General features: G+C 73.5%; 29 protein-coding genes. 12 read left to right on the top strand and 17 right to left on the bottom strand.

Translation table 11 applies throughout. The features are described from left to right. Positions 1-68 precede the first annotated feature (68 nt). Positions 69-515, top strand: coding sequence for a nitroreductase family deazaflavin-dependent oxidoreductase (locus ABD332_RS03260; RefSeq protein ID WP_344499318.1), 447 nt, complete (start codon positions 69-71; stop codon positions 513-515). Here ABD332_RS03260 and ABD332_RS03255 read toward each other — a convergent pair. From ABD332_RS03255 to ABD332_RS03245, 3 genes are read right to left on the bottom strand one after another with little or no spacing between them, the layout of a single operon-like run. Next, positions 512-2,833, bottom strand: a complete 2,322-nt coding sequence (locus ABD332_RS03255; protein ID WP_344499317.1) for a DUF4132 domain-containing protein — start codon at positions 2,831-2,833, stop codon at positions 512-514. The two genes, ABD332_RS03260 and ABD332_RS03255, sit on opposite strands and share 4 nt — an antisense overlap. Continuing rightward, on the bottom strand, positions 2,830-3,207 hold the full coding sequence (locus ABD332_RS03250) for a hypothetical protein (RefSeq protein ID WP_344500699.1): 378 nt from the start codon (positions 3,205-3,207) through the stop codon (positions 2,830-2,832). Before ABD332_RS03250 ends, ABD332_RS03255 begins: the two co-directional genes overlap by 4 nt. Positions 3,208-3,225: 18 nt before the next feature. After that, positions 3,226-3,507, bottom strand: a complete 282-nt coding sequence (locus ABD332_RS03245) for a hypothetical protein (protein WP_344499315.1) — start codon at positions 3,505-3,507, stop codon at positions 3,226-3,228. An 85-nt stretch (positions 3,508-3,592) separates the two neighbouring features. On the opposite strand from ABD332_RS03245, the gene ABD332_RS03240 reads away from it, so the two are divergent. Further along, positions 3,593-4,108 carry a hypothetical protein gene (locus ABD332_RS03240; protein ID WP_344499313.1) on the top strand — a complete coding sequence of 172 codons (516 nt, stop codon included), beginning with the start codon at positions 3,593-3,595 and terminating at the stop codon, positions 4,106-4,108. 133 nt (positions 4,109-4,241) lie between these two features. Here the strand turns inward: ABD332_RS03240 and ABD332_RS03235 are convergent, their stop codons facing one another. From ABD332_RS03235 to ABD332_RS03210, 6 genes are read right to left on the bottom strand one after another with little or no spacing between them, the layout of a single operon-like run. After that, positions 4,242-4,577 (bottom strand): hypothetical protein, encoded by a 336-nt coding sequence (locus ABD332_RS03235; protein WP_344499311.1) that lies wholly within the window; start codon positions 4,575-4,577, stop codon positions 4,242-4,244. Positions 4,578-4,622: 45 nt separating this feature from the next. Beyond that, entirely contained in the window at positions 4,623-5,705 is a 1,083-nt protein-coding gene (locus ABD332_RS03230) for a vWA domain-containing protein (protein WP_344499309.1), read from the bottom strand. Then, positions 5,705-6,631 carry a VWA domain-containing protein gene (locus ABD332_RS03225; protein ID WP_344499307.1) on the bottom strand — a complete coding sequence of 309 codons (927 nt, stop codon included), beginning with the start codon at positions 6,629-6,631 and terminating at the stop codon, positions 5,705-5,707. The genes ABD332_RS03230 and ABD332_RS03225 overlap by 1 nt, the downstream gene beginning before the upstream one ends. Before the next feature lie 32 nt (positions 6,632-6,663). After that, the gene (locus ABD332_RS03220) at positions 6,664-7,560 is read right to left on the bottom strand and encodes a DUF58 domain-containing protein (protein ID WP_344499305.1); all 897 of its coding nucleotides are present in this window, start codon (positions 7,558-7,560) and stop codon (positions 6,664-6,666) included. A 2-nt stretch (positions 7,561-7,562) separates the two neighbouring features. Then, the gene (locus tag ABD332_RS03215; protein WP_344499303.1) at positions 7,563-8,555 is read right to left on the bottom strand and encodes an AAA family ATPase; all 993 of its coding nucleotides are present in this window, start codon (positions 8,553-8,555) and stop codon (positions 7,563-7,565) included. A 29-nt stretch (positions 8,556-8,584) separates the two neighbouring features. Further along, entirely contained in the window at positions 8,585-9,469 is an 885-nt protein-coding gene (locus ABD332_RS03210; protein ID WP_344499301.1) for a S1C family serine protease, read from the bottom strand. 149 nt (positions 9,470-9,618) lie between these two features. Between ABD332_RS03210 and ABD332_RS03205 the strand changes: the two genes are divergently transcribed. The 3 genes from ABD332_RS03205 to ABD332_RS03195 are packed head-to-tail and all read left to right on the top strand — an operon-like array spanning position 9,619 to position 11,466. Further along, entirely contained in the window at positions 9,619-9,966 is a 348-nt protein-coding gene (locus ABD332_RS03205) for a YciI family protein (protein WP_344499299.1), read from the top strand. A 5-nt stretch (positions 9,967-9,971) separates the two neighbouring features. Then, positions 9,972-11,174, top strand: a complete 1,203-nt coding sequence (locus ABD332_RS03200) for an RNA polymerase sigma factor (protein WP_344499297.1) — start codon at positions 9,972-9,974, stop codon at positions 11,172-11,174. A 1-nt stretch (position 11,175) separates the two neighbouring features. Beyond that, positions 11,176-11,466, top strand: coding sequence for a hypothetical protein (locus tag ABD332_RS03195; protein WP_344499295.1), 291 nt, complete (start codon positions 11,176-11,178; stop codon positions 11,464-11,466). Here ABD332_RS03195 and ABD332_RS03190 read toward each other — a convergent pair. The 3 genes from ABD332_RS03190 to ABD332_RS03180 all read right to left on the bottom strand — a co-directional run bounded on the left by ABD332_RS03190 (position 11,418) and on the right by ABD332_RS03180 (position 13,210). Beyond that, complete coding sequence (locus ABD332_RS03190) at positions 11,418-12,128, bottom strand: glycerophosphodiester phosphodiesterase (RefSeq protein WP_344500698.1); 711 nt, start codon at positions 12,126-12,128, stop codon at positions 11,418-11,420. The genes ABD332_RS03195 and ABD332_RS03190 overlap by 49 nt on opposite strands. Before the next feature lie 72 nt (positions 12,129-12,200). Beyond that, complete coding sequence (locus tag ABD332_RS03185) at positions 12,201-12,359, bottom strand: hypothetical protein (RefSeq protein ID WP_344499293.1); 159 nt, start codon at positions 12,357-12,359, stop codon at positions 12,201-12,203. 5 nt (positions 12,360-12,364) lie between these two features. Next, positions 12,365-13,210, bottom strand: a complete 846-nt coding sequence (locus ABD332_RS03180) for a hypothetical protein (RefSeq protein ID WP_344499291.1) — start codon at positions 13,208-13,210, stop codon at positions 12,365-12,367. A 56-nt stretch (positions 13,211-13,266) separates the two neighbouring features. Between ABD332_RS03180 and ABD332_RS03175 the strand changes: the two genes are divergently transcribed. From ABD332_RS03175 to ABD332_RS03160, 4 genes are all read left to right on the top strand, one after another. After that, positions 13,267-14,952 carry an HD domain-containing protein gene (locus ABD332_RS03175; RefSeq protein WP_344499289.1) on the top strand — a complete coding sequence of 562 codons (1,686 nt, stop codon included), beginning with the start codon at positions 13,267-13,269 and terminating at the stop codon, positions 14,950-14,952. A gap of 33 nt (positions 14,953-14,985) precedes the next feature. Further along, entirely contained in the window at positions 14,986-15,711 is a 726-nt protein-coding gene (locus ABD332_RS03170) for a SanA/YdcF family protein (RefSeq protein ID WP_344499287.1), read from the top strand. Positions 15,712-15,784: 73 nt separating this feature from the next. Further along, complete coding sequence (locus ABD332_RS03165) at positions 15,785-16,315, top strand: SigE family RNA polymerase sigma factor (protein WP_344499285.1); 531 nt, start codon at positions 15,785-15,787, stop codon at positions 16,313-16,315. Next, positions 16,312-17,487 carry a hypothetical protein gene (locus ABD332_RS03160; protein WP_344499283.1) on the top strand — a complete coding sequence of 392 codons (1,176 nt, stop codon included), beginning with the start codon at positions 16,312-16,314 and terminating at the stop codon, positions 17,485-17,487. The genes ABD332_RS03165 and ABD332_RS03160 overlap by 4 nt, the downstream gene beginning before the upstream one ends. Positions 17,488-17,534: 47 nt before the next feature. Here ABD332_RS03160 and ABD332_RS03155 read toward each other — a convergent pair whose 3' ends face one another. After that, positions 17,535-17,873 (bottom strand): hypothetical protein, encoded by a 339-nt coding sequence (locus ABD332_RS03155; RefSeq protein ID WP_344499281.1) that lies wholly within the window; start codon positions 17,871-17,873, stop codon positions 17,535-17,537. A gap of 90 nt (positions 17,874-17,963) precedes the next feature. After that, positions 17,964-19,322: an MFS transporter gene (locus tag ABD332_RS03150; protein WP_344499279.1), complete on the bottom strand. Its 1,359-nt coding sequence runs from the start codon at positions 19,320-19,322 to the stop codon at positions 17,964-17,966. Between the two features lie 62 nt (positions 19,323-19,384). Here ABD332_RS03150 and ABD332_RS03145 point away from each other — a divergent pair, with 62 nt between their 5' ends. Further along, a complete protein-coding gene (locus ABD332_RS03145) occupies positions 19,385-19,891 on the top strand; it encodes a YcxB family protein (protein ID WP_344499277.1) in 507 nt (168 codons plus the stop codon). A 56-nt stretch (positions 19,892-19,947) separates the two neighbouring features. Here the strand turns inward: ABD332_RS03145 and ABD332_RS03140 are convergent, their stop codons facing one another. The 3 genes from ABD332_RS03140 to ABD332_RS03130 form a co-directional block, all read right to left on the bottom strand. Further along, positions 19,948-21,516: a hypothetical protein gene (locus ABD332_RS03140; RefSeq protein ID WP_344499275.1), complete on the bottom strand. Its 1,569-nt coding sequence runs from the start codon at positions 21,514-21,516 to the stop codon at positions 19,948-19,950. A gap of 82 nt (positions 21,517-21,598) precedes the next feature. Next, positions 21,599-22,525, bottom strand: a complete 927-nt coding sequence (locus ABD332_RS03135; protein ID WP_344499273.1) for a hypothetical protein — start codon at positions 22,523-22,525, stop codon at positions 21,599-21,601. Positions 22,526-22,736: 211 nt separating this feature from the next. Continuing rightward, positions 22,737-23,627, bottom strand: coding sequence for a phosphotransferase (locus ABD332_RS03130; protein ID WP_344499270.1), 891 nt, complete (start codon positions 23,625-23,627; stop codon positions 22,737-22,739). Between the two features lie 48 nt (positions 23,628-23,675). Here ABD332_RS03130 and ABD332_RS03125 point away from each other — a divergent pair, with 48 nt between their 5' ends. Further along, positions 23,676-24,155: a MarR family winged helix-turn-helix transcriptional regulator gene (locus ABD332_RS03125; RefSeq protein ID WP_344499268.1), complete on the top strand. Its 480-nt coding sequence runs from the start codon at positions 23,676-23,678 to the stop codon at positions 24,153-24,155. Beyond that, a complete protein-coding gene (locus tag ABD332_RS03120; protein WP_344499266.1) occupies positions 24,152-24,517 on the top strand; it encodes a VOC family protein in 366 nt (121 codons plus the stop codon). The genes ABD332_RS03125 and ABD332_RS03120 overlap by 4 nt, the downstream gene beginning before the upstream one ends. Positions 24,518-24,678 lie beyond the last annotated feature (161 nt).

Genomic DNA, 24,678 nt, shown 5'->3' with positions numbered 1-24,678 from the left:
CGTGTTGCCGGCTCCGTCCATGGGGTAGGAACAACCGGTACCGTCCGCATCAGAAAGGACCGCCCGACATGGCTGTCGCCGAAGACCTCGACCGCGCCACCGACTCGAAGTGGGACTGGGTCGCCGAGCACACCCGCAAGTACCTGGCCTCCGGCGGCACCGAAGGGCACGAGTCGAACGGCGTGCTCACCCTCGTGCTCGCCACGACCGGCCGCCGGACCGGCGAGCCGCGCCGCAACTGCCTGATCTACGGCACCACGGGGGACGACTTCGTCGTCGTCGCCTCCAAGGGCGGCGCCGACGACGACCCGGCGTGGTTCAAGAACCTCGAGGCGGACCCGAGCGTCGGGGTGCAGGTCGGCACCCGCCGGTTCACCGCCCGCGCCCGCGTCGCGTCCCCGGCCGAGCGCGCCCCGCTCTGGATCCAGATGGCGGGCATCTTCCCGCTGTACGACGAGTACGCCCAGAAGACCGACCGCGAGATCCCGATCGTCCTGCTCACCCCGGTCGCCTAGTCGAGCTGGCGCAGGATCGACGGATCGGTGATCTTGTGGTCGTCGGCCAGCAGCATGGCCTTCGACAGCACGATCGACAGCATGGCGTCGCCCTCGAAGGGGATGAAGCGCACCCCCGGGGTCTTGCCGGCGCCGGCCGGCACGATGCACAGGTAGCGGTCGTTCGGGGACATGAGGATGTTGCCGCTGCCGATGTGGATGCGGTACGTGTGGCGGCGGCCGTCGACGACGAGGTAGTGGCCGTCGAGCCGGGCCCGGTCGCGGATCTTCAGCCGCGGCAGCAGGTGCTCCAGGACCTGCCGGCGGACCTGGCCGTTGGCCGTCAGCTCGCCGAACGCGAACGCCTGCCAGTAGCCGAACCGGGCGTCGTCGGTGCGGTGGTCGGCCCAGGTCGGGTCGGTGGCGATGGAGGTGACCCCGACGAACAGGTCGACGTCGCGCATCGCCTCGCTGAAGACCCGTCCCGGGACCTCCGCCAGCGGGACGTCCTGCCGCGCCCGGCCACGCCCCCGCTCGAACCGGACCCGGTCGGTCGAACAGAACTGCACGGGGTCGCCGCCACCGTCGACGGCCTGCTCGTGGTGGAAGACGGCCGTCAGGCCGGCCGCGGCGAACTCCCGCTTCGCCTCGCCGTCATAGCCGCCGTCCCAGCCGCCGAGGTAGTTGCTGCCCCACCGGCGCTCCTTCATGAGCGCGTAGGCCTGCTGGTACCGCAGGATGTGCGCCGCGAACCGGTTGGAGTGGAGGCGGGTCTCCTCCTCGGCGGGGGTCAGCAGGTACACCTCCCGGAATGCCTGCTTGAACGGCTGCGCCAGCTCGTGGTCGAGGATGTGCGCGCGCCAGGCGCGGACCTCCTCCGCATCGGCGTCCACCGGGTGCCACAGCCGCACCCGCGCCGCGTCGCCCGGCTTTTCCCCGCCGGGCAGGGTGAACCCGCCGTCCGCGTCCGGCAGGCCGGTGTACCGGTGGGCCCCGTCGCTGACCGTCCACAGCAGGCGGGTGGCGAGGCTGCCCGTGACCGGGTGCTCGGCGTACCGCTGCCGCCACACCGCAAAGGGCCAGTCGCGGTCCTCGACGAGCAGGTCCTCGAGGCGGGCGCGCTCGTCGGCGAGGGCCTTCTTCAGGTCGGCGGTGGCGCGGCGTACCTCCGCATCGGTCCTGTCCGCGCCGTCGTCCCAGGTCACGCGGACCCGGGCCCGCTCGTCGACCTCGATGAGCGCGGCTCCGATGCGCCGCTGCCGCCGCCGGTCGAGGCCGCAGTCGGGGATCGTCAGCTCAGTGAGCTCCGAGCGGCTGATCCCGGCGGCGGCAGCGGCCTCGTCCAGCGCGGCCGCGATCTGCTTGAGCTTCCCGCGGTGCCGGGTGCCGCGCTGCATCCGCACGAGCGCGGCGATCGCGTCGGCGTCGCCGCGCCGGCCCAGCACCGCGTAGCAGGCGTTGAGCGGCTTCGGCTCGTGCAGCGTCGGCTCCAGCGCCAGCACGACGTGCACCAGCCACTCCTCGCCGGACACCTGCGCCGCCCACAGCAGCCCTCGCAGCAGGTCGGCGTTGTCCCGGCTGAGCCGCAGGTGGAACGTCGCGTAGTCCTGCTCGACCGGCTCGGGCCGGCAATTGTGGGCGAGATGCAGCAGGCGGTGCAGCAGTTCGAGCAGCCCGGCCCGGCCGTCCAGCAGCTCGGCGGCGCGCTGTACCCACGCCTTCGTCGGCCGCGGGCCGGACGTCAGGGTGAGCGCGTGGTCGAGCAGCGGGCCGAGGTCGTCGGTGCCGGCCGGCGCGGACCGCAGCAGCGCGACCGCGGCCCGGCTCCAGCCGTCGCCGAGTCGGATCCGCCCCGCCCAGTCGGGCACGCCGCTGCCGGTGGTGTCCGCGAGCAGCATCAGCCGCCGCACCAGCTCCGCCCGAGCCGCGGTGGGCGCGTCGATCGCCTGCGCCTCCCAGAAGCGCTCCACGAGCTGGGCCCGGCCGGCCGCATCCAGTCCTTCGGCGGCGCCCACGGCGACCCGGAGCACGGCCTCTGCCGACCTGCTGGACGCCTGCCGGACGAGGTCGAACAGCAGCCCGACGTCGGTCACCGTCCACGCCGGCCGGCGGGCCTCCAGGTCGGGAAGGAGGCGGCCGGGCGCCCACGCTCCCCACCCGTAGTTGGCCGCCGCCCGCTCGACGAGCGCGACCGTGACGGACCGGACGTGCTCGTCGTCGAGGGAGGGCAGCACGCGCCGCCGCACGTCCTCGACCGCGTCGGCGTTCAGCCCGGCGGGGTTGGGGAGCACCTGCGCGGCCCGGGCCTGGTGTCCGGCGAGGGCTTCGGCGGCGGTCATCCGCCGACCAGCTGCACGAGGCGGATGAACACCACGCGGGACGCCTCGTCGAGCGTCAGCTCCTCGTCGAGATCCTCCACCTGCCGGTCCCCGACGAGCACGAAGAACCCGTTCCGCTCGAAGGCGGCCTCCGCCGCGTCCGCCTGCCGCTCCCAGTCGATCCGCGCCGGCGTGGGCATCAGGTACCCGTTGAGATCCGCCTCGGCCGCCGTCGGCCGGACCAGCCCGTGGAACCGCTCGACCGGCCGCGCGTTGTACCGCGCGACCTCCTCCCGCACCCGCAGCCGGATCAGCTCCCGCAGCCGCACCGGCCCGGCAACGTCCAGCTCCAGCGCCCCGACGACCCGCCCGCCGGCCGTCTCGTCATGGATCATCACCCGCACGGCCGGAGCCTAGGCCACCCCGCCGACCCCGTCACGACCCGCCCGCACCCCGATCCCGATCCCGATCAGGGTCCGGTAGGCCTCCCGGTCCTGGGGCAGCCCGACCCCGGCGAAGCGCGACGGCGTATCCGTCGCCCCGCCGCCCCAGACGGAGTCGTTGCCGACCAGCCGGCGCAGGAACTCCCGCTGGTTGCCGGTGAGCGGCCGCTCCTGCCACCCGGGCGGGAACGCCACCCGCAGCAGCAGCGGCCCCCACCCGTTGTGGCACGAGTCCGCGGCGAGCAGGGCCACGGACGCAAGCAGCGGCGACGAACCGGTACACGATCCCGAAGGAGGTCTGCACCCGCCCCGCGACGTGACCAAGTTACGATGGCGCATGCGGGCGATCGCCACGAACACGCGGGTCAAGCTGCTGGTCCTCGGCATCTTGGCGCTGCTGCTCGGCGGCGTCGGCACCGCGGGTGCGGCCATCACGACGGTGCCGGCCTGGCGGGCGGCACAGGGCGCCGGGGTGACGGGCACCTTCACCCTCACCGACCCCCGGCCCTGCGACCGCTGGGATCCACCACGGCAACGATGCGGATGGGTCGGCGACTTCGTCAGCGACGACGGCACCGTGGTGCGCCGGGACACGGGGTTGTCCGGAGGACTGCCGCCCGGCGCCAAGGTCGGGGACACGCTCCCCGCCCGCGACACCGGAAGCCCAACCGTGATCTATCCGCTGGCCGGCGCCCAGAGCTGGAAGGACGACGCCATGACCCTCGCCATTTCCGTGGCCGTCTTCGTCCTCGGCCTCGTCCTCACCCGGCCCTGGTGCTGGTGCTGGTCCTGGTGGCGCCGCCTACGGCAGCTCAAGGCGCGAGGCCAGGAACCATCGGGGGCATCCGTCTGAGTGCGCTCGTCGCCGGGCACCGCGGCCGGCGCAGGACTGGGACACACCGTCACGGCCGGTGACGACCTGCTCGCCGCCAGCCGGCACTGACCGGTCAGCGGCGACGAACCAACCCGGCCCGGTCAAGGCGTCGTCAGGTCGACATCAGCAGCAGGGCGGCCACGGCCAGGGCGCCGAGGGCGAGCTCCGCCAGGGTCAGGATCAGCACCACGCGGCGCCTCGTCCACCAGGAGACGGAGAGCACGACCATCGGGGCGATGAGGACGTAGGAGAACGTCGTCCAGTGCGCGACGCGCAGCGCGCGGGACTGCTCGGGGGTCGGGTCGACGTTGGAGTCGGGACCGATCTGGCCGATGGCGTAGAGCCAGATCATCGGGCTCAGCAGCCACAGCAGCATGAGCGCGAGCAGCAGCATGGACAGGGGTGCCCGGCGCCAGGTGAATGGCGCCGGGGCGGGCCGGGCGGTCATGCCGGTCAAGGTAGCCGCGGCGATCAAGTGCGCCGCCGGAGCGGTTCAGCGGCGGCTGACGGCCGAAGCCGCGGGTGGCCGCACGCGGTTCCACCACTGGGACAGCGCGACGGCGAGCAGGACCAGCAGGGCGCCGGCGAGGGCGAACCACGACGTCAGCTCGGTCTTCTTGCGCTGGAGGGTGACCTGGCTGGGCAGGTCGCGGAGCACGTCGCCGAGGGCTTCGGCGTCCTCGGCCTTGAAGTACTTGCCGCCGGTGGTCTCGGCGACCTTCGTGAGGGTGCCCTCGTCCATGTCCTGGAAGCGGCCGCGGCCGCCGAACTGGCCGCCGGGGCCGGGGCCGCCGCGGAACTGGCCGCCGCCGCTGCTGATCTGGTCGCTGGAGCAGACCATCGGGGAGGGGACGGAGGTGCCGAAGCCGATCGTGTAGACGCGCAGGCGGCGGGCCTCGGCGGCGGCCGCGGCGGTCATCGGGTCGACGCCGTCGGTGTTGCGGCCGTCGGTGAGCACGACGATGGTGTCGGGCTCGTACTCGCCGGTGGCGACGCCGTCGTCGGGGACCTCGACGCCGGTCGGTGGGACGTCGGGGTTGATCTCGGCGATCGCGTCGATGGAGGTGAGGATGGCCAGGCCGATCGCGGTGCCGCGGGCGGTGCGCAGGCCGTCGATGGCGTCGAGGAGCTGCCTGGTGTCGGTGGTCGGCGGCACGATCAGCCCGGCGATGCCGGAGAACGCGACCAGGCCGATCTTCTGGTTGCCGTCGTGCTCCTTGATGAACTCCCGGGCCGCCTTCTGCGCGGCGGTGAGCCGGTTGGGTGAGACGTCGGTGGAGCACATCGAGCCTGACACGTCCATCGCCAGGATGATCGTCGCGGCGCTGTCCGGCACGACGACGGAGGCCTCCGGCCGGGCTGCGGCGGTGCCGGTGACGAGCAGTCCAGCGGCGAAGAGCCACAGCGGGATCCGGCGTTTCCATGATGTACGGCCGGGCAGCGCCGCCCTGATCAGCCCCACGCTCGGCAGCCGGACCGCGGCGCGGCGGCGACGGCGGCGGGTCCACCAGCGGACCGCGAGGAGCAGCGGAAACGCCAGCAGCGCGACGAGGGCCCACGGCCAGTGCAGCGACATCAGAGGATCCGTCCGAACCAGGTGGTCATCAGTACTCCCCCGATGGTGAGCAGCAGCACGGCGAGCGCCGCGGCGGCGCCGGTCAGCTCGACCGGCTTCGTCTGCACGGTGAGCCGGAGGTCCAGCGACTCGTACACGTCGTGGAGGGCCTCGGCGTTCTCGGCGCGGTGGTAGCTGCCGGTGGTGGTCTTCGCGACCTCGGTGAGCAGCTCCTCGTCCAGGGATGTCGCGACCTGGAAGCCGTCGACCTCGACGGTGGTGCCGTCGACGGTGCCGACGCCCACGGTCTCGATGTGGACGCCCGCGGTCGCGGCGAGCTGGGCCGCGGCGACGGCGTCGGGTCCGCCGGTGTTCTCGCCGTCGGAGAGCAGCACGATGGTGGCGTTGCCCCAGTACCCGAGGTCCGGCGCGGGCTGGCCGTCCTCCGGGAGGGTGGCGGGCTTGCCGGCGATGACCGTGAGGGAGGCGAGGATCGCCTGGCCGAGGGAGGTGCCGCCGTTGACCCGGAGGCGTTTGATGGCGGCGGTCGTCGCGGCCCGGTCCTCGGACGGCTGCTGGGTGGTGAGCGCGCCCTCGTCGAACGCGACGACGCCGATGCTGACGCTGTCGGGCTGCGCGTCGGCGAACTCGATCGCGGCGGCCTGTGCGGCGGCGAGCCTGGTGGGTGCGACGTCGTCGGCGCCCATGCTGTTGGACACGTCGAACGCGAGGATCACGGTCCCGGCGGCGCGGGCGACCGGCAGCTCGGCCTGGGGACGGGCGACGGAGAGCAGCAGCAGGGTCAGCGCGACGAGAAACAGCACGGGCGGCAGGTGGCGGCGGAGCCCGTCCTTCTTCGCCGTGGCAAGTCCAGCCGAAGAGAGCGCGAGGCTGCGCTGCCGCTGCAGCCACCAGTACGCCACGAACACCGCAAGAGCGACAACCACTCCGGCAACCAGCAGCCAAGGGTTCTGAAAGCTCATGAGCGGCGCCGCTTCGACCAGCGGACCATGTCGACCAGGGCGAGGAGCGGGTCCTGGTCGGTGGTGACGAGGTGCGGGGTCACGCGCGCCCGGCGCATCGCCGCCGCGACCGCGGCCTCGCGGCCGTCGACCTGCTCGCGCAGCCGCTGCTGGAAGAGCGGGTCGCTGGTGTCGACGAGGACCTGCTCCCCGGTCTCGGCGTCCTCGACGAGGACCAGGCCGAGGTCGGGCAGGTCCAGCTCCATCGGGTCGACGACCCGGATCGCGACGACCTCGTGCCGGTGGGTGAGCCGCGTCAGCGACGACTCCCAGTTGACGGCGTCGCCGCTGATGAAGTCGGAGATGACGAAGACCAGGGACCGGCGGCGGGCCTGCGACGCGGCGAGGCGCAGCATCCCGTCGACGTCGGTGGCGGCGCCCGGTTTGTCCCCGACGGCCGAAGCAGCCCGGGAGATCTCGTGGGCCAGCCGCAGGACGTGGTTGCGGCCGGTGCGCGGCGGGACGACCCGCTGCAGCCCGTTGTCGTAGAGGACGGCGCCGATCCGGTTGCCGCCCTGCGTGAAGAGCCGCGCGAGGCAGACCGCCAGCTCGGTGAGCAGGCCGTCCTTGCCGCCGGAGGTGCCGAAGCGCATCGAGGCCGACAGGTCGAGGACCAGCCAGGCGGTGAGCTCGCGGTCCTCGGTGTACTGGCGCACGTAGGGCTCGTCCAGGCGCGCGGTGACGTTCCAGTCGATGTGGCGGACGTCGTCCTCGTGCGTGTACTCGCGCAGGTCGGCGAAGTCGATGCCGGAACCGCGGAAGACCGTGCGGTAGGAGCCCAGCAACTGCCCGTCGAGTCTTCGGATCACCTGCCACTCCAGGCGCCGCAGCAGCCGGTCGGGTGCGCTCGTCACGGTCAGCGGCTTCCGCTGCGCACCGGCGCCGGCACCGGCAGCGCCGCCATGACCCGGGTGAGGATCGTGTCGGCGGTGATGTCGTCGGACAGCGCCTCGTAGGACAGCACGAGCCGGTGCCGGAACACGTCGAGGGCGAGCTCGGTCAGGTCGCGTGGGATGACGTAGTCGCGGCCGCGGATGAACGCGAGGGCGCGCGCGGCGAGGACCAGGTTGATCGAGGCGCGCGGGCTGGCGCCGAAGCTGATGTACCGCGCGAGGTCGCCCTGCCCGACCTCCTCGGGCCGGCGGGTCGCGTTGGCGAGGCGGACGGAGTACTCGATGAGCGCCGGGTCGACGTAGACCTGCTCGACCTCGCCCTGCATCTCGATCAGCCGGGTGGGGTCGACGATCGCCTGCAGCAGCGGCGCCGGGGAGATGGCCCGCTCGACGATGACGAACTCCTCCGTCGGGCTCGGGTAGCCGACGACGACCTTCATCATGAACCGGTCGACCTGCGCCTCGGGCAGCGGATACGTGCCCTCGGACTCGATCGGGTTCTGGGTGGCCATGACCAGGAACGGCCGCGGGATGTGGTGCGTCTCCCGGCCGATCGTCACCTGCTGCTCCTGCATGACCTCCAGCAGCGCGCTCTGCACCTTCGCCGGCGCCCGGTTGATCTCGTCGGCGAGCAGCAGGTTGGTGAACACGGGTCCGAGCGACACCTGGAACTGGCCGCTGACCTGGTGGTACACGCGGGTGCCGACGATGTCGGCGGGCACCAGGTCGGGGGTGAACTGGACGCGGTGGAACTGCCCGCCGATCGCCGACGCGAGCGCCTTCACGGCGAGGGTCTTGGCCAGGCCGGGGACGCCCTCGACGAGGATGTGCCCGCGCGACAGCAGGGCGACCATGAGCCGCTCCAGGAGCGCGTCCTGCCCGACGATGGTCTTCTTGACCTCGTACAGGACCTGCTCGACCGCGCTGGTGATGCCGCTTTCGGATGGTGTGTCCACGTATCGTCCTTACGTCTGCGAGCGGGTGCTTACTGCTGTGGTGCCTGGTCTCCGCCACCCGCGCCGAGGGCGGCGCCGATCGGCACGGCGAAGCCGACGCCGACGAACGTGCCGGCGGAGGTCGGGTTGGCGAGGGCCACGACGATCGCGATCGTCTCGCCCTTGGCGTTGAGGAGCGGGCCGCCGGAGCTGCCGGGGTTCACGGCCGCGTCGAACTGGATGAGGCCGGTGAGCTTGGTGCCGTCGGGGTTGGTCGCGGTGCGTTGCAGGCCGGACACGACGCCGGCGGTGGCGCTGCTGGTGAGCCCGAGCTGGTTGCCGATCGCGATGACGGTGTTGCCGACGGCGAGCCGCTCGGAGTTGCCGATGACGGCGGGGACCAGCACGTCCGGCAGCCCTTCGGGGGCGAGCGCGGCGATGTCGAGGGCCGGGTCGGACTGGGCGACCTTCGCCGGGGTCTTGGTGCCGTCGGCGAAGATGACCTGGATGCCGGCGGCGCCCTCGACGACGTGGAACGCGGTCAGGATGATCCCCTGCGCGCTGGCGACGACGCCGGTGCCGGTCGCGGTGACGGCCTCGCCGTTCATGGCCTGGATGGTGACGACCGACGGGGCGACGGCCGCGTAGACCTGCGCGATCGTGGGCGGCCCGGACGCCGACGGCGAGGGCGACGCCGACGGGCGCGGCTTCGCCGTCTCGGCTCCGCCGCCGCCGGCCTGGAACGCGACGTAGGCGGTCAATGCCAGCGCGAGCAGGACCACGGCGGCGAGCAGCACGTTCCTGCGGGGGGCGGGCAACTTCGGCCACTGCCGGGGCGGGCGCGGCGGGGCGTCGTCACCTTGGGCGAGGACGTCGCCCTGGGCCGGGACATCGAACTCGACCTCAAGGTCGCGTGGTGCCTCCTCGCGGCGCATGCAACCAACGTAACGGTGCTTCCTGGGAGCCAGGTAAGAACTTTCTGCCAAATCAAATTCTCATCCGGCAATCACCGGGTCCTGATGTCCTTTCCCGGCGGGTGCCGATCGTTCCATGGTTGAGTTCCCGAGATGGAAGGAGCGGTCCGATGCCGCAGTACCTCGCACTGACCTACACCGCCGACGTCGACTGGTGGGCGCCGGAGCAGGCGGCCGAGCTCGCCGAGTACCGGCAGTTCGCGGTCGACAACGCCGGCAGCCTCCGGGCGAGCGCCGTCCTGCACCCGACGGCGACGGCCACCGTGGTCCGGGTGGAGGGCGCCCGCGGCGGGAAGGTCGTCACGACCGACGGCCCGTACGCGGAGACGAAGGAGGCCCTGACCGGCTACTACCTGATCGAGGCCGCCGACCTGGACGAGGCCGTCGCGATCGCCGCGCAGATCCCGGCGGCGTGGGGCGGCGCCGTCGAGGTCCGCCCGGTCATCGCCGCCAGGTAGGCGGCGTGCACGACACCGTCGCCGAGACGGTCCGGGTGGAAGGGGCGCGGATCCTCGCGACCCTGATCCGGACCGTCGGCGACGTCCAGATCGCCGAGGACGCCGTGCAGGAGGCGGCCCTCGCGGCCCTCGGGGCGTGGCCGGTGACCGGGGTGCCGCCGCAGCCCCGCGCGTGGCTCACCGTCACCGCCCGCCGCAAGGCCATCGACATCCTGCGCCGCGAGCAGGCCCGCCGCGGCAAGGAGGAGGAAGGCACCCGGATGATCGAGCTGGCCCGCGCCGACCTGCCGCCCGACGAGGTCGTGCACGACGACCTGCTCCGGCTCATCTTCACCTGCTGCCATCCGGCGCTGTCGCCCCCGACGCAGGTCGCCCTCGCGCTGCGGACGCTGTGCGGCCTGTCGCCCGCGCAGATCGCGGGGCTGCTGCTCAGTACCGAGGCGGCGACGGAGAAACGGCTCACCCGCGCCCGGCAGAAGATCGCCGCCGCGCACATCCCCTACCGGGTGCCGGCGCCCTCGGAGCTCCCGGCGCGGCTCCCCGCGGTGTGCGGCGTGATCCACAGCCTGTACACGTCGGGGCACGCCACCTATGACGTGGACGCCTGCCGCGAGGCGGTCCGGCTCGCCGAGCTGCTGCACGCGCTGCTCCCCGGCCAGCCCGCGCCCGCCGCCGTCCTCGCGCTGCTGCTGCTCACCGAGGCCCGCCGGCCCGCCCGCCTCGACGCCTCCGGCGCCGTGGTCACCCTCGACTGCCAGGACCGCACGCAATGGGACGCGGCGGCGATCGCCCGCGGGATCGCGCTGCTCAACGCGTCGCTGGAGGCGTCGCAGCGGCGCGCCGACCCGTATCAGCTGCAGGCGGCGATCGCCGCGGAGCACGCCCGCGCCGCCTCTTACGACGGCACCGACTGGCCGGAGATCCTGCGCCTGTACGACCTGCTCATGTCGGTCGCCCCGAACCCCGCGGCGGGGCTGGCCCGGGCCGTCGCCGCCGCGGAGGCGTCGGGTCCGGCGGCCGGCCTCGCCCTGCTCGCGGACCTGCCGCCGGATCCGCGCTGGCACGCGGTGCGCGCCGACCTGCTCGCCCGGGCCGGCCGCCACGCGGAGGCGGTCGAGGCCCTCACCTCGTCCCTCGCCGGCACCGTCACCGACGTGGAGCGCCGCCACCGCGAGCAACGCCTCGCCGAGCTGCGCGGGATGGCCTGACATGTCCGACATCCTGGCGGCGGCGCTGCGCCGGTACCCCAGCGACGAGATCGGCCGGATGCTGGGTTCCCCGGCGCTGCGGGCCGGCGGGCGCTGCTACGCCTTCGTCGCCGGCGACGACCTGATCCTGAAGCTGCCGGCGGCCCGGGTCGCGGAGCTCGTCGCGGGCGGGGCCGGCCGGCCGTGCTCGCCGCGCCCGGGCCGGCCGATGCGCGAGTGGGTCCGCGTCCAGCCCGACCTGTCCTACGTCGTGGAGGCCCGGACGTTCGTCGCCGGGCCGTCACCGGGCTGATCTCCGGGCTGATCTCCAGGCTGATCACCGGCGATGGCCCGCAGCATCGGCAGGTTCTTGCTGATGATGCCGGAGACGCCGAGCTCGCGGGCCCGGGCCAGGTCGCTCTCGGTGTCGACCGACCACACCATGACCAGGTCGCAGTGCTGGTGCAGCTCCTCGACGACCTGCGGGGTGAGCAGGCTGAGCCGGATGGACAGCCCGGCGACCCGCTGCCGGCGCACCAGCAGCCGCGCCTTGGCCAGCTCGCGCTTGTTGCCCGCCGAGTAGACCCGCCGTACGTGCGGCTGGTCCTCGAACGCGTCCAGCATCCGCCACTGCCTGGAGCACACCGCCACCGGCGCCCCGGGCGCGGCCTCCCGCAGCGCGGCCGCGGTCGCCGGCGCCACCCCGAGGAACGGCCCCTTCAGGTCCAGCATCAGCCGCGGGTCCCCCGCCGCCGTCGCGAGCACCTCGGCCAGCAGCGGCACCGGCGTGTCGCGGCGGCGCGCCACGTCCCGCCACGGCTCCCACAGCAGCTGCGGCCCGAGCGCCTTGGCGTGCCGCATCTCCAGGGCACCCCGGTACAGCCTGACGTCGGCCTCGACGAGGTCGACCCCGGCGTCGAGCGCGTCCCGCAGCTCCGCCAGGTTGTTGCCCGCCCGGTGCGCACACAGCAGCATCCCCGTCACCGCGACACGATAACGCGCCCGGCGGGCGGCCCGGCAAAGCCCGGCCGCCCGTGTGGCGAACGGTCAGTAACCGATCGCCGTGGCGGCGACGTCGCGCATCGAGGTGGCGGTCGCGGCGGCGGCGTACAGGTTGCTGAGCGGGCGGGGCGACTCGCGGAACAGGATGCCGTAGAGGGTGGCGGCGTCCAGGTAGACGGCGGTGTCGTCGGGGTGCCTGCGCACGCCTGTCAATCCCTCGGAGAGCGCTCCCCCACCGAGGCGATCGGCCGCAGGGCGCGGCGGCGCACGTCGTCGCCGCGGTCCCAGACCAGCTCGTCGAACCGCGCGCCGGCCGGGTCGTTGCCCTCGGCGATCAGCTCGCGCCGGGCGGCCCGGGCCGCCGACACGCGGTGCCGGTAGTCGTTGAACACCTGCACCTCGCCCTCCGGCCACTCCAGCTCCAGGTAGTCCATGCCCCGGTGCGCGTTCTGGCCGAGCAGGTAGACGCCGGGGGCGTAGGCGCGCAGGTCGGGCGCGGACGCGGTCAGCGCGAGCAGCCCGCCGACCCGGCCGATCTGCGTCCGCGGTCTCCGCGCCGGCACGAACGGCGGCGACTCCACGCTGCGCGTCCGCTCATACCAAGGGATCGCCCGCTCCGCCGCCACCGGGTCGAGGCCGTGCGTGTGCCAGCGGACGGTGCCCTCGGGCGCGCCGCGCAGCGGCAGCTGACGCCGCAGGTCCCGGAACGCGCGGGTGCTCATGCCGGTCAGGTCCGACGGCATGAGCACGATCGGGTCGCCGGGGGCGGCGTCGAACGGGTTCGGGTCGATGTGCGGCAGGTCGATGACCACGAGGGTGTCCTGGCGCCGCTGGAACGACAGCCCCCACAGCAGCCGGCCCAGCAGCCGCGCGCTGCGCCAGTCGCCCAGGATGTGCCACGTCCCGTGGTGGAAGTTCGTGCTGAACCGGCAGTCGGTGCCGGCCCGCGGCGAGATGACGGTGCGCGCGCGACCGTCCAGCCACACCGTCCTGCGGTGCAGCTTCATGCGGTCCCCGACGTGACCGGCGCCCGCCGGCCGCTGTTGACGTTGCACGTCCACCTCCGGCGCACAGTGCAGCACCGGCGCCGCCGCACCGGCAACGCATTTCGATGCCGGGTAAGGTCGGCCGGGTGTTCGACGCGTTCTTCCGGCGCGCGACGGGTGGCCCGCCGGACCCGGTGCTGGCCGGGCTCGCCCGCGACGGTCTGCCCGGCACGGTCCCGGCCGTCCCTGACCCGTCGCACCTGGTGCTCGTGTGGCTTTGGCGGCGTCTGTACGAGCTGGCGCCGCGCCGGCTGCTGCTCGCGCTGCCGCACGGGGTCCCGCTGGAACCGGTCGCCGGGGACGTCGCGCGGTGGCTCGACGCGCTCGACCTGACCGGCGAGGTCAGCGTGCACGTGGTGATGGGCGGCGCCGGCGAGGCTGACCGGCGGTGGCGCCTGCACCCGCACCGGCCCGCGGTGGTGATCGGATCCGCCGACGCGCTCGCCAGCAAGGCACTCAACCGCGGCTACGGACTGTTCCCGGGGGCGTGGCCGATCGACTTCGCCCTCGTCACCAACGGCGCGCACTGGATCGTCGCCGAGCCGCACCGGTCCCCCACCGCGACCGCCACCCTGCTGCGGCTGCTGTCGTTCGCCGCACCGGACGGGCCGTGGCCGACCGCCGAGCCGCTGTCGCTCACCTGCGTGTCGCCGGCTCCCGCCGCCGCGCCGCCGTCGCTGTCGCCGTCGCTGTCGCCGTCGCTGTCGCCGTCGCTGTCGCTGTCGCTGTCGCGGGCGGACCTCCTCGCCCTGTTCGACACGACGGCCGAGGTCGACGTGACGCCGTACCTCTCCGAGACCGGCGACTTCGACGTGCAGGTCGCGTGGGCGCGGTGGACCCCGGCCGACGGCTCGGGACGGCCCGTGCCGGAGGTCCGGCCGCCGGAGCAGCGGTGGCGGACCCCGGTGCCGTCCCGCGCCGTCCGGGCCTTCGCCGGCCGGGTCGCCGTCTGGTGGTTCGACCACGCCGACGGCGGCTGGGCCCGGGTGACGGCGGACTCGCCGCTGCGGCCCGGGGAGACGGTCCTCGTGGCCGCGCACGACGGCGGCCTCGACGCGTCCCCGGGCGGGCCGGTGGACCCGGCGCCCGACGTGGACCCGGTCCCGCGGCCGGTCGGTCCGGGCACCGGTCCGGGCACCGGGTGGCTGTCGCTCGACCAGCACAGCGCCGACGTCCGTGACCAGGTCCGGGCGCTGCTGAGCACCCTCGGCCCGGACCTGCCGCCGGGCGCGGCGCACGCCGCCGTCACCGCCGGGTTCACGCACGACCTCGGCAAGGCGCACCCGACGTGGCAGGACGCGCTGTGCTGCCTGGCCGGCGACCCGGAGCCGGCGTGGATCACCGCGGGCCGGCCGTGGGCGAAGTCGGGGATCGACGCGCCGCTGCGGTTCCGCGACGACGTCGCCTACCGGCACGAGTTCGGGTCGCTGCTGCTGCTCGACGGGCCGATGCGCGGGCTGCTCGACGGCGTCGACGACCCCGATCTCGTCCGCTACCTGGTCCTGGCGCACCACGGCAACCTCCGCCTGCACGTGCCGCCGCCCGGGGACGTCGGCGCCGGCCTGGCCGTCGCCGTGCCGGCGCTGCTCGGGCAGCCCGCCGGCGTCCTGGCGGGCGACCCGACGGTCGGGTGGCCGGCGACGGCGGCCGGGCTGCGCGACCGGCACGGGCCGTTCGTCCTCGCATACCTGGAGATGCTGGTCAGGGTCGCGGACTGGCGGGCGAGCGCGGGGCTGCCGGACGCGTCGTGACCGGGCTTGACGGCGGGTGTCAGGCTCGGGGCCATGCCTTCGAAGCCGGCGCCTCCGGTCGGGGCGGCGGCGCCGGCGCGCCGGCGCTGGTGGCAGTGGCGCACCGTCCGTGGCCTGGCGATGCTCGCCGCCGCCGGCCTGCACAGCGTGCTGCTGCTCATCGTCGGCAGCGTGCTCTGGGTCCGTTCGTCCGCCGACGGCCACCTGTACACCGAGCAGACGGTGCCGGTCGCGCCGGTCGCGCTGGTGTTCGGCGCTCAGGTGTACGCCGACGGGACCCCCTCGCCGTTCCTGGAGGCGCGGCTGGAGCTCGCCCGACGGCTGCTCGAGACCGGGAAGGTCAAGGTGCTGCTCGTCTCCGGCGACAACATGCACCACGACTACGACGAGCCCACCGCGATGCGCGCCTGGCTGATGGAGCACGGCGTGCCCGACCGGAAGATCGTCCGGGACTACGCCGGCTTCGACACCTACGACACGTGCGCCCGCGCGAAGCGCGTCTTCGGCGTCACCCAGGTGACCGTGGTGACGCAGTCGTTCCACCTGCCCCGCGCGGTCATGCTGTGCCGCCGGCTCGGCCTGGACGCCGCCGGGGTCGGCGACGACAGCGTCAGCAAGTTCAAGTCCGTGTGGCGGGCCAACGCCCGCCGCGAGTACCCGGCCTGCGTCAAGGTCGTCTACGACGTGGCGTCCGGCCGCGACCCCGTCTACCTCGGGCAGCACGAGACCGGCGTGGAGGACGCGCTGCGCTCCGGCTGATTTCCGCGGACCGCTCAACCTCCGCCGCGTCCGCCCCCGTCGGACGGGGTGAAGGCGACAGGGAGGAGCCCGGATGCGCGGCGACAGCGAGGCCGACTACACGACGTACGTGTCGGCGCGGCTGACAGCGCTCCATCGCGCCGCATATCTGCTGTGCGGCGGGGACCAGGACCGTGCCGACGACGTCGTGCAGGTCACCATCACGAAGCTGTACCGGCACTGGCGGCGGGCCAGCGGCGCCGAGAACCTCGACGCGTACGTGCACCGGATGCTGGTGCGCACCTACATCGACGAGAAGCGGCGGCTGTGGTCACGGGTGCGGCTGCTGCCGCACGCCGACGACGAGCGGCCCGGCGCCGACCGGCCGTATGACGCCGCCGACGACCGGGGCGTGCTCATCGCCGCGCTGCGCAGTCTGCCGCAGCGGCAGCGCGCCGTGATCGTGCTCCGGTTCCTCCTCGACCGGCCGGTCGAGGAGGTCGCCGAGACGCTCGGCTGCTCCGCCGGCACCGTCAAGAGCCAGTCCTCCAGGGGCCTCGCCGTGCTGCGGGCCGCGCTGACGCCTGCGCCCGCTCCGGCCAAGACGATGGGAACACTGCGATGACCACAGATGACGAGCTCCGTGACCTGCTGCTGGCGGTCGAGGTGCCACCGACGACCGCCGACGTCGGGCTGGCCATCGCCACCGGCCGCCGCCAGGCCGCCCGGCGTGGCGCGATCCTGGCCGGTGCGGCGGCCGCGCTGGTCGTCGCCGGCGGCACCGCCTACGCGCTCGGCGCCGCGGCACCGGACGAGCACCGCGGCGCGCCCGCCGCGCATGGGCCGCAGGACCCGCCGTTCGCGGCGTGCGCGGTCGACACGATCCAGGTCCCGGGCGCTCCCGGCATCCCGGTGGTCGACCCCTCGGGTCGTTACGTCGTCGGTTCCGTCGGGGGGATCGCGTCCCGGATCACGGACGGGCAGGCCGTGGCCTACCCCGGCGCGACCGGCGAGGTGGTGGCGGTCAACGTCGACGGGGTGATCGCCGGCTACGACGACGTCGTCAGTTCGAGCCAACAGCTGGCGTGGACCTACCGCGACGGCGCGAAGACGATGCTGCCGAAGCTCGCCGGGTACCCGTACACGACGCCGACCGCCCTCAACGCCCGCGGCGACGTCGTCGGGTACGCCTCGGGCGAGGCCGGCGACGACAACGTCCCGGTCCTGTGGCCGGCGGACCGCCCCGGCACCGTCGTCGCGCTGCCGGTGCCGCCCGGGTTCGGCACGCCGGGCACCGGCGGCTCGCACGCCAGCGGCGTGTCCGACGACGGCGTCGTCGTCGGCGTGGTCCGTGGGGCGGCGGTCCGCTGGGTGCACGAGGGCAGCCCGGCGCTGCTGCCGCTGCCGGCCGGCTACGAGGGCGCCGAGGCCGTGACGGTGCGTGGCACCTTCGCGTACGGCTGGGCGGCGGTCACCGGCGGCAACCGGGTCGTGCCGGTCCGCTGGTTCCTCTCCTCCGCGGCGGGCGACTCCGCGTTCGTGATGGAGGGCGCCCCGTCCGACATCGCCGACGGCACCCCGAACGGCTGGTCGATCACCATCGGCGGCGACCTGCGCGAGCCGGTCCGGCTCTCCCCCGGTGGCATCGTCCAGCGGCTGCCGCTGCCGCCGGGCGTGCGGCCGCTGCCCGCCGGATCCGGTGCCGGCGCGCGCTCGATCAGCGACGACGGCCGCACCGTCACCGGCGCGACCGGGGACCGCCGGCTGCTGATCTGGCACTGCGACCCCCCGTCCTGAGCTCTGGGGGGGCTCCGTTGCCGGGCCGCTTCTTTGGCGGCCCGGCTTCAGGGGCGCTTCGTCAGGTCCTTGCCCTCGATGCCGAGCAGGGGCGCGGTCGTCGGGCAGTCCGTCGACGGGCACTCGCGCGGGTGGGCGAGGAACGCCGCGTGGTCGATCGGGACCACCGTGACGGCGAGGGGCTGGAACGGCCCGCGGGACCAGTAGCGCTCGGTGCTGGCCGCCCGTCGCAGCGCGCGCTCCAGGGTCGGGCTGAACTGCGTGAAGTCGTGGCAGACGAGGACCGGACCGTAGCCCGGCCAGTCGATGCGCACCGCGAACCCGTCGCCTGGCGCCGAGCGCCGCAGCACCGCGCGGACGAGATCGGTGAGGTCTTTGCGAGGCATCGGCGAACCACCCTTCCAAGGACCAACGACCGACCAACGTAGACGTTATTCGTACACGTGTACGAACGCCAGCGTTGCGGGTGGTCTTTGTCAGGACGGTTCGGTGACCTTCTCCACCAACGGCGCGGGGGTCGCCGTGAAGTGGTCGCTGAGCCGGCGGTACGGGCGGCTGCGCAACGCGACGACGCTGGCGGCCAGGCCGACGAACCCCGTCAGGACGAACACGAGCGCCAGGCCTCGGTCGGCGCCGGTGCCGAACCAGTCGCCGATCAGGCGGGCGCCGGCGCCGTCGGTCATCAGCGGGATGAACACGAACTGGGCGACCGGCGCGATCAGGAACGCGGTCAGCGGCGACGCGGCCTGTTCGACGCTCTGGGCGAAGCCGAACACGCGCCCCTGCCGCTCGTACGGGACCACCTTCTGCAGGATCGTCTGCTCGGCGGCCTCCGCGTAGGGGACGAGCACCATGTACACGAGCATCCCCGCGCCCAGCAGGACGATCGACGACCTGGCCGGGAACAGCACGGTGACGGTCCACAGCACGACGTTGACCAGCAGGAGCAGGCGGACCGGGCGGCTGCCGAGGCCGGTCCGGGCGACGCACAGGCCGCCGACGATGAGCCCGGCGCTCAGCGCGCCCCACAGCAGCCCCCACGTCCGCACGTCGACGAGCGACAGCCCGTACGCGTCCATGAGCGCCATGTAGACGCCGCCGAGGAAGTTGTTGAACGTCGAGAACAGGATGAGCGCGGTCAGGCCGGGCACCTCACCCACGACGCGCATGGTGCCCTTGAGGTCGACGCTGCGCCGCGGCTCCTCGCCGTCCTCGGCCGTCGCCACGGCCGCCGGGACCACGCGCAGGAGCGACATGTGCACGACCGCCGCGGCCAGCACCGCGAGGGCCATGACGAGGACCCAGAACATGCCGCCGATCGCCACCAGGAAGCCGCTGATCACCGACGTCACCAGGAACGACACCCCCGACGTCGTGCCGACGAGCCCGTTGGCCCGGTCGCGGTCGCCCTCCTCGATGAGCGCCGTCACCATCGTCGGCAACGCGATCGTGCGGATGTTGCCGGCGATGACGCCGAACATGAGCAGCACGATCATCACCCACAGCGGCACACTCGCCGGGTCCTTGAACTCCTCCCGCGGCACCGTCTGGTAGACACCGAACGCGGCCGCGTACAGCAGGAACGATGCGACTGCCGACACCTGCATCATCGTCGTCTTGCTGTGATGGTCGACGAGACTGCCGAACCAGATCCCGGTCACGGCCGTCATGACCAGGAAGATGCCGGACACGAGCCCGGTCGCGAACACCGACCGCGTCTCCAGGTACACGTAGAACGTGATCGCGAACCACACCGTGAAGTTGACCACCGACACGAGCAGCGTGTTGACGAGCAGCTGGTAGAAGGTCCTGCGATCTCCCCGAATGGCGGCCATGCAGACGATCGTAGGACCTCACCGGGACTTCAGGTCCAGTACAGATCACCTACGATGCGCCGATGCAGATCACCATGTGGGTGCCCTACGACGAGCGGCGCCTGCGCCGCACGATCACGGTCGTGATGCGCCCGCAGGTCCGCCGGATGCGCATCATGGGCGGCATCCTCCTCGCGCTCGGCGTGCTGTTGATCGCGACCGGCGGCCCGCTCGAGCTGATCGTCATGACGCTCGTCCTGGGCGTCCTGATCGGCACCGTGATCGGCCCGCTCACCGCGAGCCGGGCCGTGCGCATGCAGTCGCACGTCATCAAGGACGGCTTCCAGATGACGCTCACCGACGAGTGGGTCGGCGTCGTGTACCCGCTCGTCGAGTCCCGCTACCGCTGGGCGGGCGTGGACAGCGTCGTCGAGACACCGGACGCCTGGTACATGCTGCTCGGCAAGGTCCAGTCGCTCACGATCCCCAAGGACACGATGACCGACGAGCAGCGTGCCGAGTTCGCCGCGTTCCTGCTCGCCGAGCAGCAGCGCCAGGCCGGCCGCGCCTTCCTGGGCCACCCCCGCTGACCTCCCTCGCAGCGAGGGACCGGGCCGCCCGGTCCCTCGCTGTCGGCCTGCCCCGGCTACATCCCCCACTTGCGCAGCAGCGCCCGCATCCGCCGGTCGATCCCGGGGTCCGGTTCGACGCGCGCCGCGGCGGCGACGGCCTCCGCCGCGGCCGGGGTCCCGGCGGGCCAGGCGTCCAGCGCCCGCACGGCCATGTTGCGGTTGCGGACCGTCGCGTTGGCCAGGGCCGCCGCGATCAGGGGCCAGCCCTTGCCGGGGTGCGCGTCGAGGCGGCTGACGACGATGTCGAGGACGTGCTCGGGCCGGTCGCTGCCGAGCCCGAGGTCGAGGGTGGGCCCGGTGGCGAGGTCCGCCAGCGGGAGGAGTTCGGCCGCGAGGTCGAGCACGCCGTCGATGTCGCTCGTACCGTCGACGAGCGAGAACCACAGGTAGGTGTCGAACGGCTCGCGGCGCAGGTGCGCCCGGAGCAGGCCGTCCATCGGCACGTGCAGCTTCTCGGCCACCCAGATCGCCCGCTGGAACTCCTTGGGGTCGGCGCTGTGCAGCGCCCGGTCGAGCAGTTCCCGCCAGGCGGGCCGGGCGGTCAGGGCGTCGCAGGCGTCGCGGAGCCGGGCCCGCTCGGCGGCGGACCACGCCACCGCGTCCGCCTTCGGACCTGAACCCGACGGCCGCACCGTCTGCCCGGCGATGAAGTCGCTCAGTGTGCCGACGACCCCGACCCGGCTCAGGTCCGGCGGGTGGTTGCCGGCGTGGGTGAGGTACCGGTCGATGACCCGCGGCGCGTCCGGGTAGTGGGTGATGTCGGCCGCCGGCCCGCCGTGCAGCAGCGCGAGCAGAATCCCGTCGGCGCCGGACAGCAGCGGCTCGTCGATCGCGTCGGGTGCCAGCGCGTCCAGCAGGCCGCCGGTGGTGGCGGCGAGGTGGGCGAGGTACTCATCCATGATCGTGTTGCGGTACCCGTCGCGGAGCAGCCACGCCCGGATCTCCGGGTCGCCGGTGCCGCGCAGCTGCTCCACGGCGTGGATGCGTCCCCAGCCGTCGACCCGGCGGGCCAGTTCGTACACGGCGCGGTCCGGGTCGGGCTGCGAGCCGCGCAACGCGGCCACGGCGTAGCGGGTGAGGGTGTCGAGGGCGCCGAGCAGGAGCAGCAGGTCGCGGTCGCGCCGGTCGCCGCTGACGCCGAGCAGCATCACGCCGGTGGCGACCTCGTCCCGGCCGGTCCCGTGCCGCGCGAGATGCAGCGCCAGCTCGCGCAGGCGTCCGGCGGGCAGGTCCCGGCCCTGCAACTGCCGGACGAGGTCGTCGGAGCCCGCGGCCGTCGCCGCGGCGCGCAACCGCCGGACAGCGCCGGCTTCCGGCGGGCGGCGTACGACCGCCTCGATGAGGTCGGCCAGGCCGGGGCTCGCGGTGGGCGCGGCGGCCCGGGTCATGTGCTGGGAGCGGATGCCCTCGAGGACCGTGTCGGAGATCAGCGGTGCGGCCGGCCGCGCCTGCCGGTCCGGGAGTGGGTCGCCGCCGTCTGGCCAGGGGCCGGGGCCGTGCGCGGCCCGCAGCGCCAGTGCGTGCGCGAGGACGGTGGGGCGGTCGTCGTCGGGCGGTGGCAGGTGCCACCCGTGCGGGCTCATCGAGCCGGGCGGAGGCCGCCCTTCCGGTTGATCATCATGCGGTCATGATGCCGGATCGTCGATGGGCCCGCAACAAGCGCGGTCAGCAGGGGCGGCCGTAGTCGTACGGGAGAGCCTGCAGCCGCTCGACGGGGATGTCGCCGAGGATCAAGTACTTCTCGGCGCCGTCCGGGACGATGTCGTCGGGGTCCATGAGGGCGAAGTACGGGTCGACACCGCCGTTGGCCGCCATGTACGGTCGCGGGTCCTCGGCGTACGTGACGAGCGCGCCCGCCTTGTCGGTCATGATCAGGCCGTACTCCTGCATGGCGCGGGCGATCGTGCGGGCGGCCGGGCTGCGCACCACGCTGATGTCGAACGCCGGGTCGAGGCGGAACCGCTGGCCCTCGCACGGGATGTCGGCGCCCTCGGTGTTGCCGTCGTTGCGGGTCGCCGGCCACGAGTTGCAGTCCTTGCGGGTGCGGACTGTGGCGATGTTGACGGCGTGGTCGATCCTGCCGCGGCGCAGCTCGTCGATGCGGATCGTGAACGCGCCCATCGGCAGGCCGGTCGCGGTCGCGCCGAGCGGGTTGGTGAAGACGCCGGGGTTGCGGGAGTAGTGCTCGATCTTCCCGCCCCAGCACGCCGACCAGTGCCCGGCGGCGTCCCGCTCGGCGCGCCAGAAGTCCCAGTACGTGTCCGTCGACGGCTGGTAGATCGTCACGGCGGCGTCGGTGCCCTTGGACACGATCAGGTCCGCGGGGGTCGGCACCGCCGCGAGGCTGTCGGCGATGACCGGCGCAAGGTGCGGCAGGTTCAGGCAGTCGGAGAACGTCCACCGCTGCGTCGGGGTGTCCCTGCCGACCGTGAAGATCGGCGTGGAGTACTCGTCGGTGTTCACCGCCCACGAGCCGTAGTTGTTCACCTTGTCGAGGCGGATGTTCTCCACGACCGCGGCGGAGTTGGCGGCGAGCGGCACGTGCCGGGGCAGTTTCGTGTTCCACGGCCCTTGTCTGGAGAACCCGTTCACCGGCTTGGTGTGCTGCCCGCCGGCGTGTGCCGGCGCTGCTGTCGCTGCTGTCGCTGCTGTCGCTGCTGTCGCTGCTGTCGCTGTGAGCACCGTTGCCAGCGCCGCCAGGATGCGTGGGAGCATGCCGCGCAGCGTAGGGCCACGATGACCGGCCGTGGTGTTCCGTTCGTGCGGGGTGTCCCGGACCTGGGCCGGACGGTGAAACTTCCACTCACAGGCGGGTGCGCAGCCACCTGAACGCGCCCCGTCCGAGGCGGAGCTTCTCCGCCGTGATCCGTTCGAGGCCGGGCAGCGGCTCTGCCAGGCCCCCCGCCAGCAGGAATCCGGTGTGTGCGGCAAGGATCGCCGTGGTGGCGGTTTCCGGCGTACCGACGGGCAGGAACGGCTCGGGGTCGATGCCGTCGGCGGCCACGCTCGACAGGAACGCCACCAGGTCGATGACGGGCGAGCCCCGGCGGGCGTGCGGCCAGTCGACGAACACCACCCGGTCGCCGGTCAGCAGGATGTTGTGCGGGTACAGGTCGCCGTGCACGAGCGACTCGCCGCGCGCCGCTTCGAGGCCACTGCGCTCCAGCCCGGCGAGGCGCTGAACGTTGGCGGCGGCCCATTCGTCGTACCGGCGCAATTCGGACAATCGTGAGGAGTCAGACGCAAGGTCGGACCACCCGCCGAGCCGCGGATGGCTGGTGGGGAGCGGGACCGGCGACGGGGTGGCGGCCCGGGCCAGGTCGCCGATCGCGCCGACGACCCGGCGGATGTCCTGCGGCGTCCACGGGCGGCCCGGCGACCGGCCGTCGACGTCGTCGAAGGCGAGCACGCACCAGTGGCCGTCGTCGTGCACGCCACGCAGCCGCGGCGCGGGCACCGCCGGCGGCAGGGCTTCGCCGATCCTCGCCTCGGTCCGGTACGCGTCGACCTCGTGCGGCCAGGCGCCGGCGTCGATCCCTTTCACGAACCGGCGTTGCCCGTCCGCGCGCGTCAACCGCACCGCGAACCCGGGCGAGAACCCGTCCGGGCACGCGTCGACACGGCCGGCACCTCCCACCAGCGCTTCGACTGTCTTCCGCACGGCCTCCGGCAGATCTGTCCACTGTGGACGCATTCGGTCCTCCCTTGCGACTGCGTGCGGATCGCACGTAATATCTGTGCGATGCGCACAGAAATTGATTCGGGTGGCGGGCCGGCGCTGTTCCGGCTGGTCCGGTTCTGGTCGCGGCGGTGGGCGGCCGGCATCACCCACGACGAGGGCGGCGACGTCACGCACATCCTGGTGCTGGAGGCGATCTCCGCCGCGGGCCGGCCCGCACAGATCGGCGCGGTGGCGGTCGAGCTCGGCCTGGACCGCTCCAACGCGAGCCGGATGCTGGCCGCGACCGTCGCCGCCGGCCTGGTCACGAGGACCGTGTCGCCCCAGGACGCCAGGCGGACGTGGCTCGACCTGACACCTGCCGGCGAGGACCTTCTCGCGGGGGCTCGGGCGTGGCAGGAGCAGACGTTCGCGCGGCTGGTCGCCGACTGGCCCGCGGCGGACGCCCGCCGGTTCGCAGCCTATCTGGTCCGCCTGGCTTCGTCGCCTTCTCCGTCTTCTCCGCCCGCGTCTTCCTCGGACCGTCCTTCAGGAGCGTCATGACCATCGTGCTGAACCACACCATCGTCCCGGTCGCCGACCGCCACCGTGCCGCGCAGCTGCTCGCCGACCTTCTCGGCGTAGAGGCGGCCCCTCCCGCCGGCCCTTTCGCCCCTGTACGCGTGAACGCCGACCTCACCCTCGACTTCGACGACCGGTCCGGCGCCCGCCCGGGCCACTACGCGTTCCTCGTCGACGACGCCGTCTTCGACGCCGCGCTCGCGTACGCCGAACGAACCGGCCTCCAGTGGAGCTCCGCCCCACACGTCATCGACCACCAGATCAACCACCTGTCCGGCGGCCGCGGCGTCTACGTCCTCGACCCGGACGGCATCGCCTACGAACTCTTCACCGCCGTGCCCTGACCCCCTTGCGGCGGCCGCACCCCGTGCACCGGCGGGACGGCTTGCCCGAGGACGCGACAATTGCGACCACGACCGGCGCCTGCGGCTACCCGGCGGCCGTGCCCTTTGCCCCCGCACCGGCCGCTATCCGACGACCCGGCAGTTGCGACCACCCCACGACC

The organism is Dactylosporangium maewongense (assembly GCF_039531485.1).
Lineage (GTDB): Bacteria > Actinomycetota > Actinomycetes > Mycobacteriales > Micromonosporaceae > Dactylosporangium > Dactylosporangium maewongense.
This window is presented reverse-complemented; position numbering and strand designations above follow the sequence as displayed.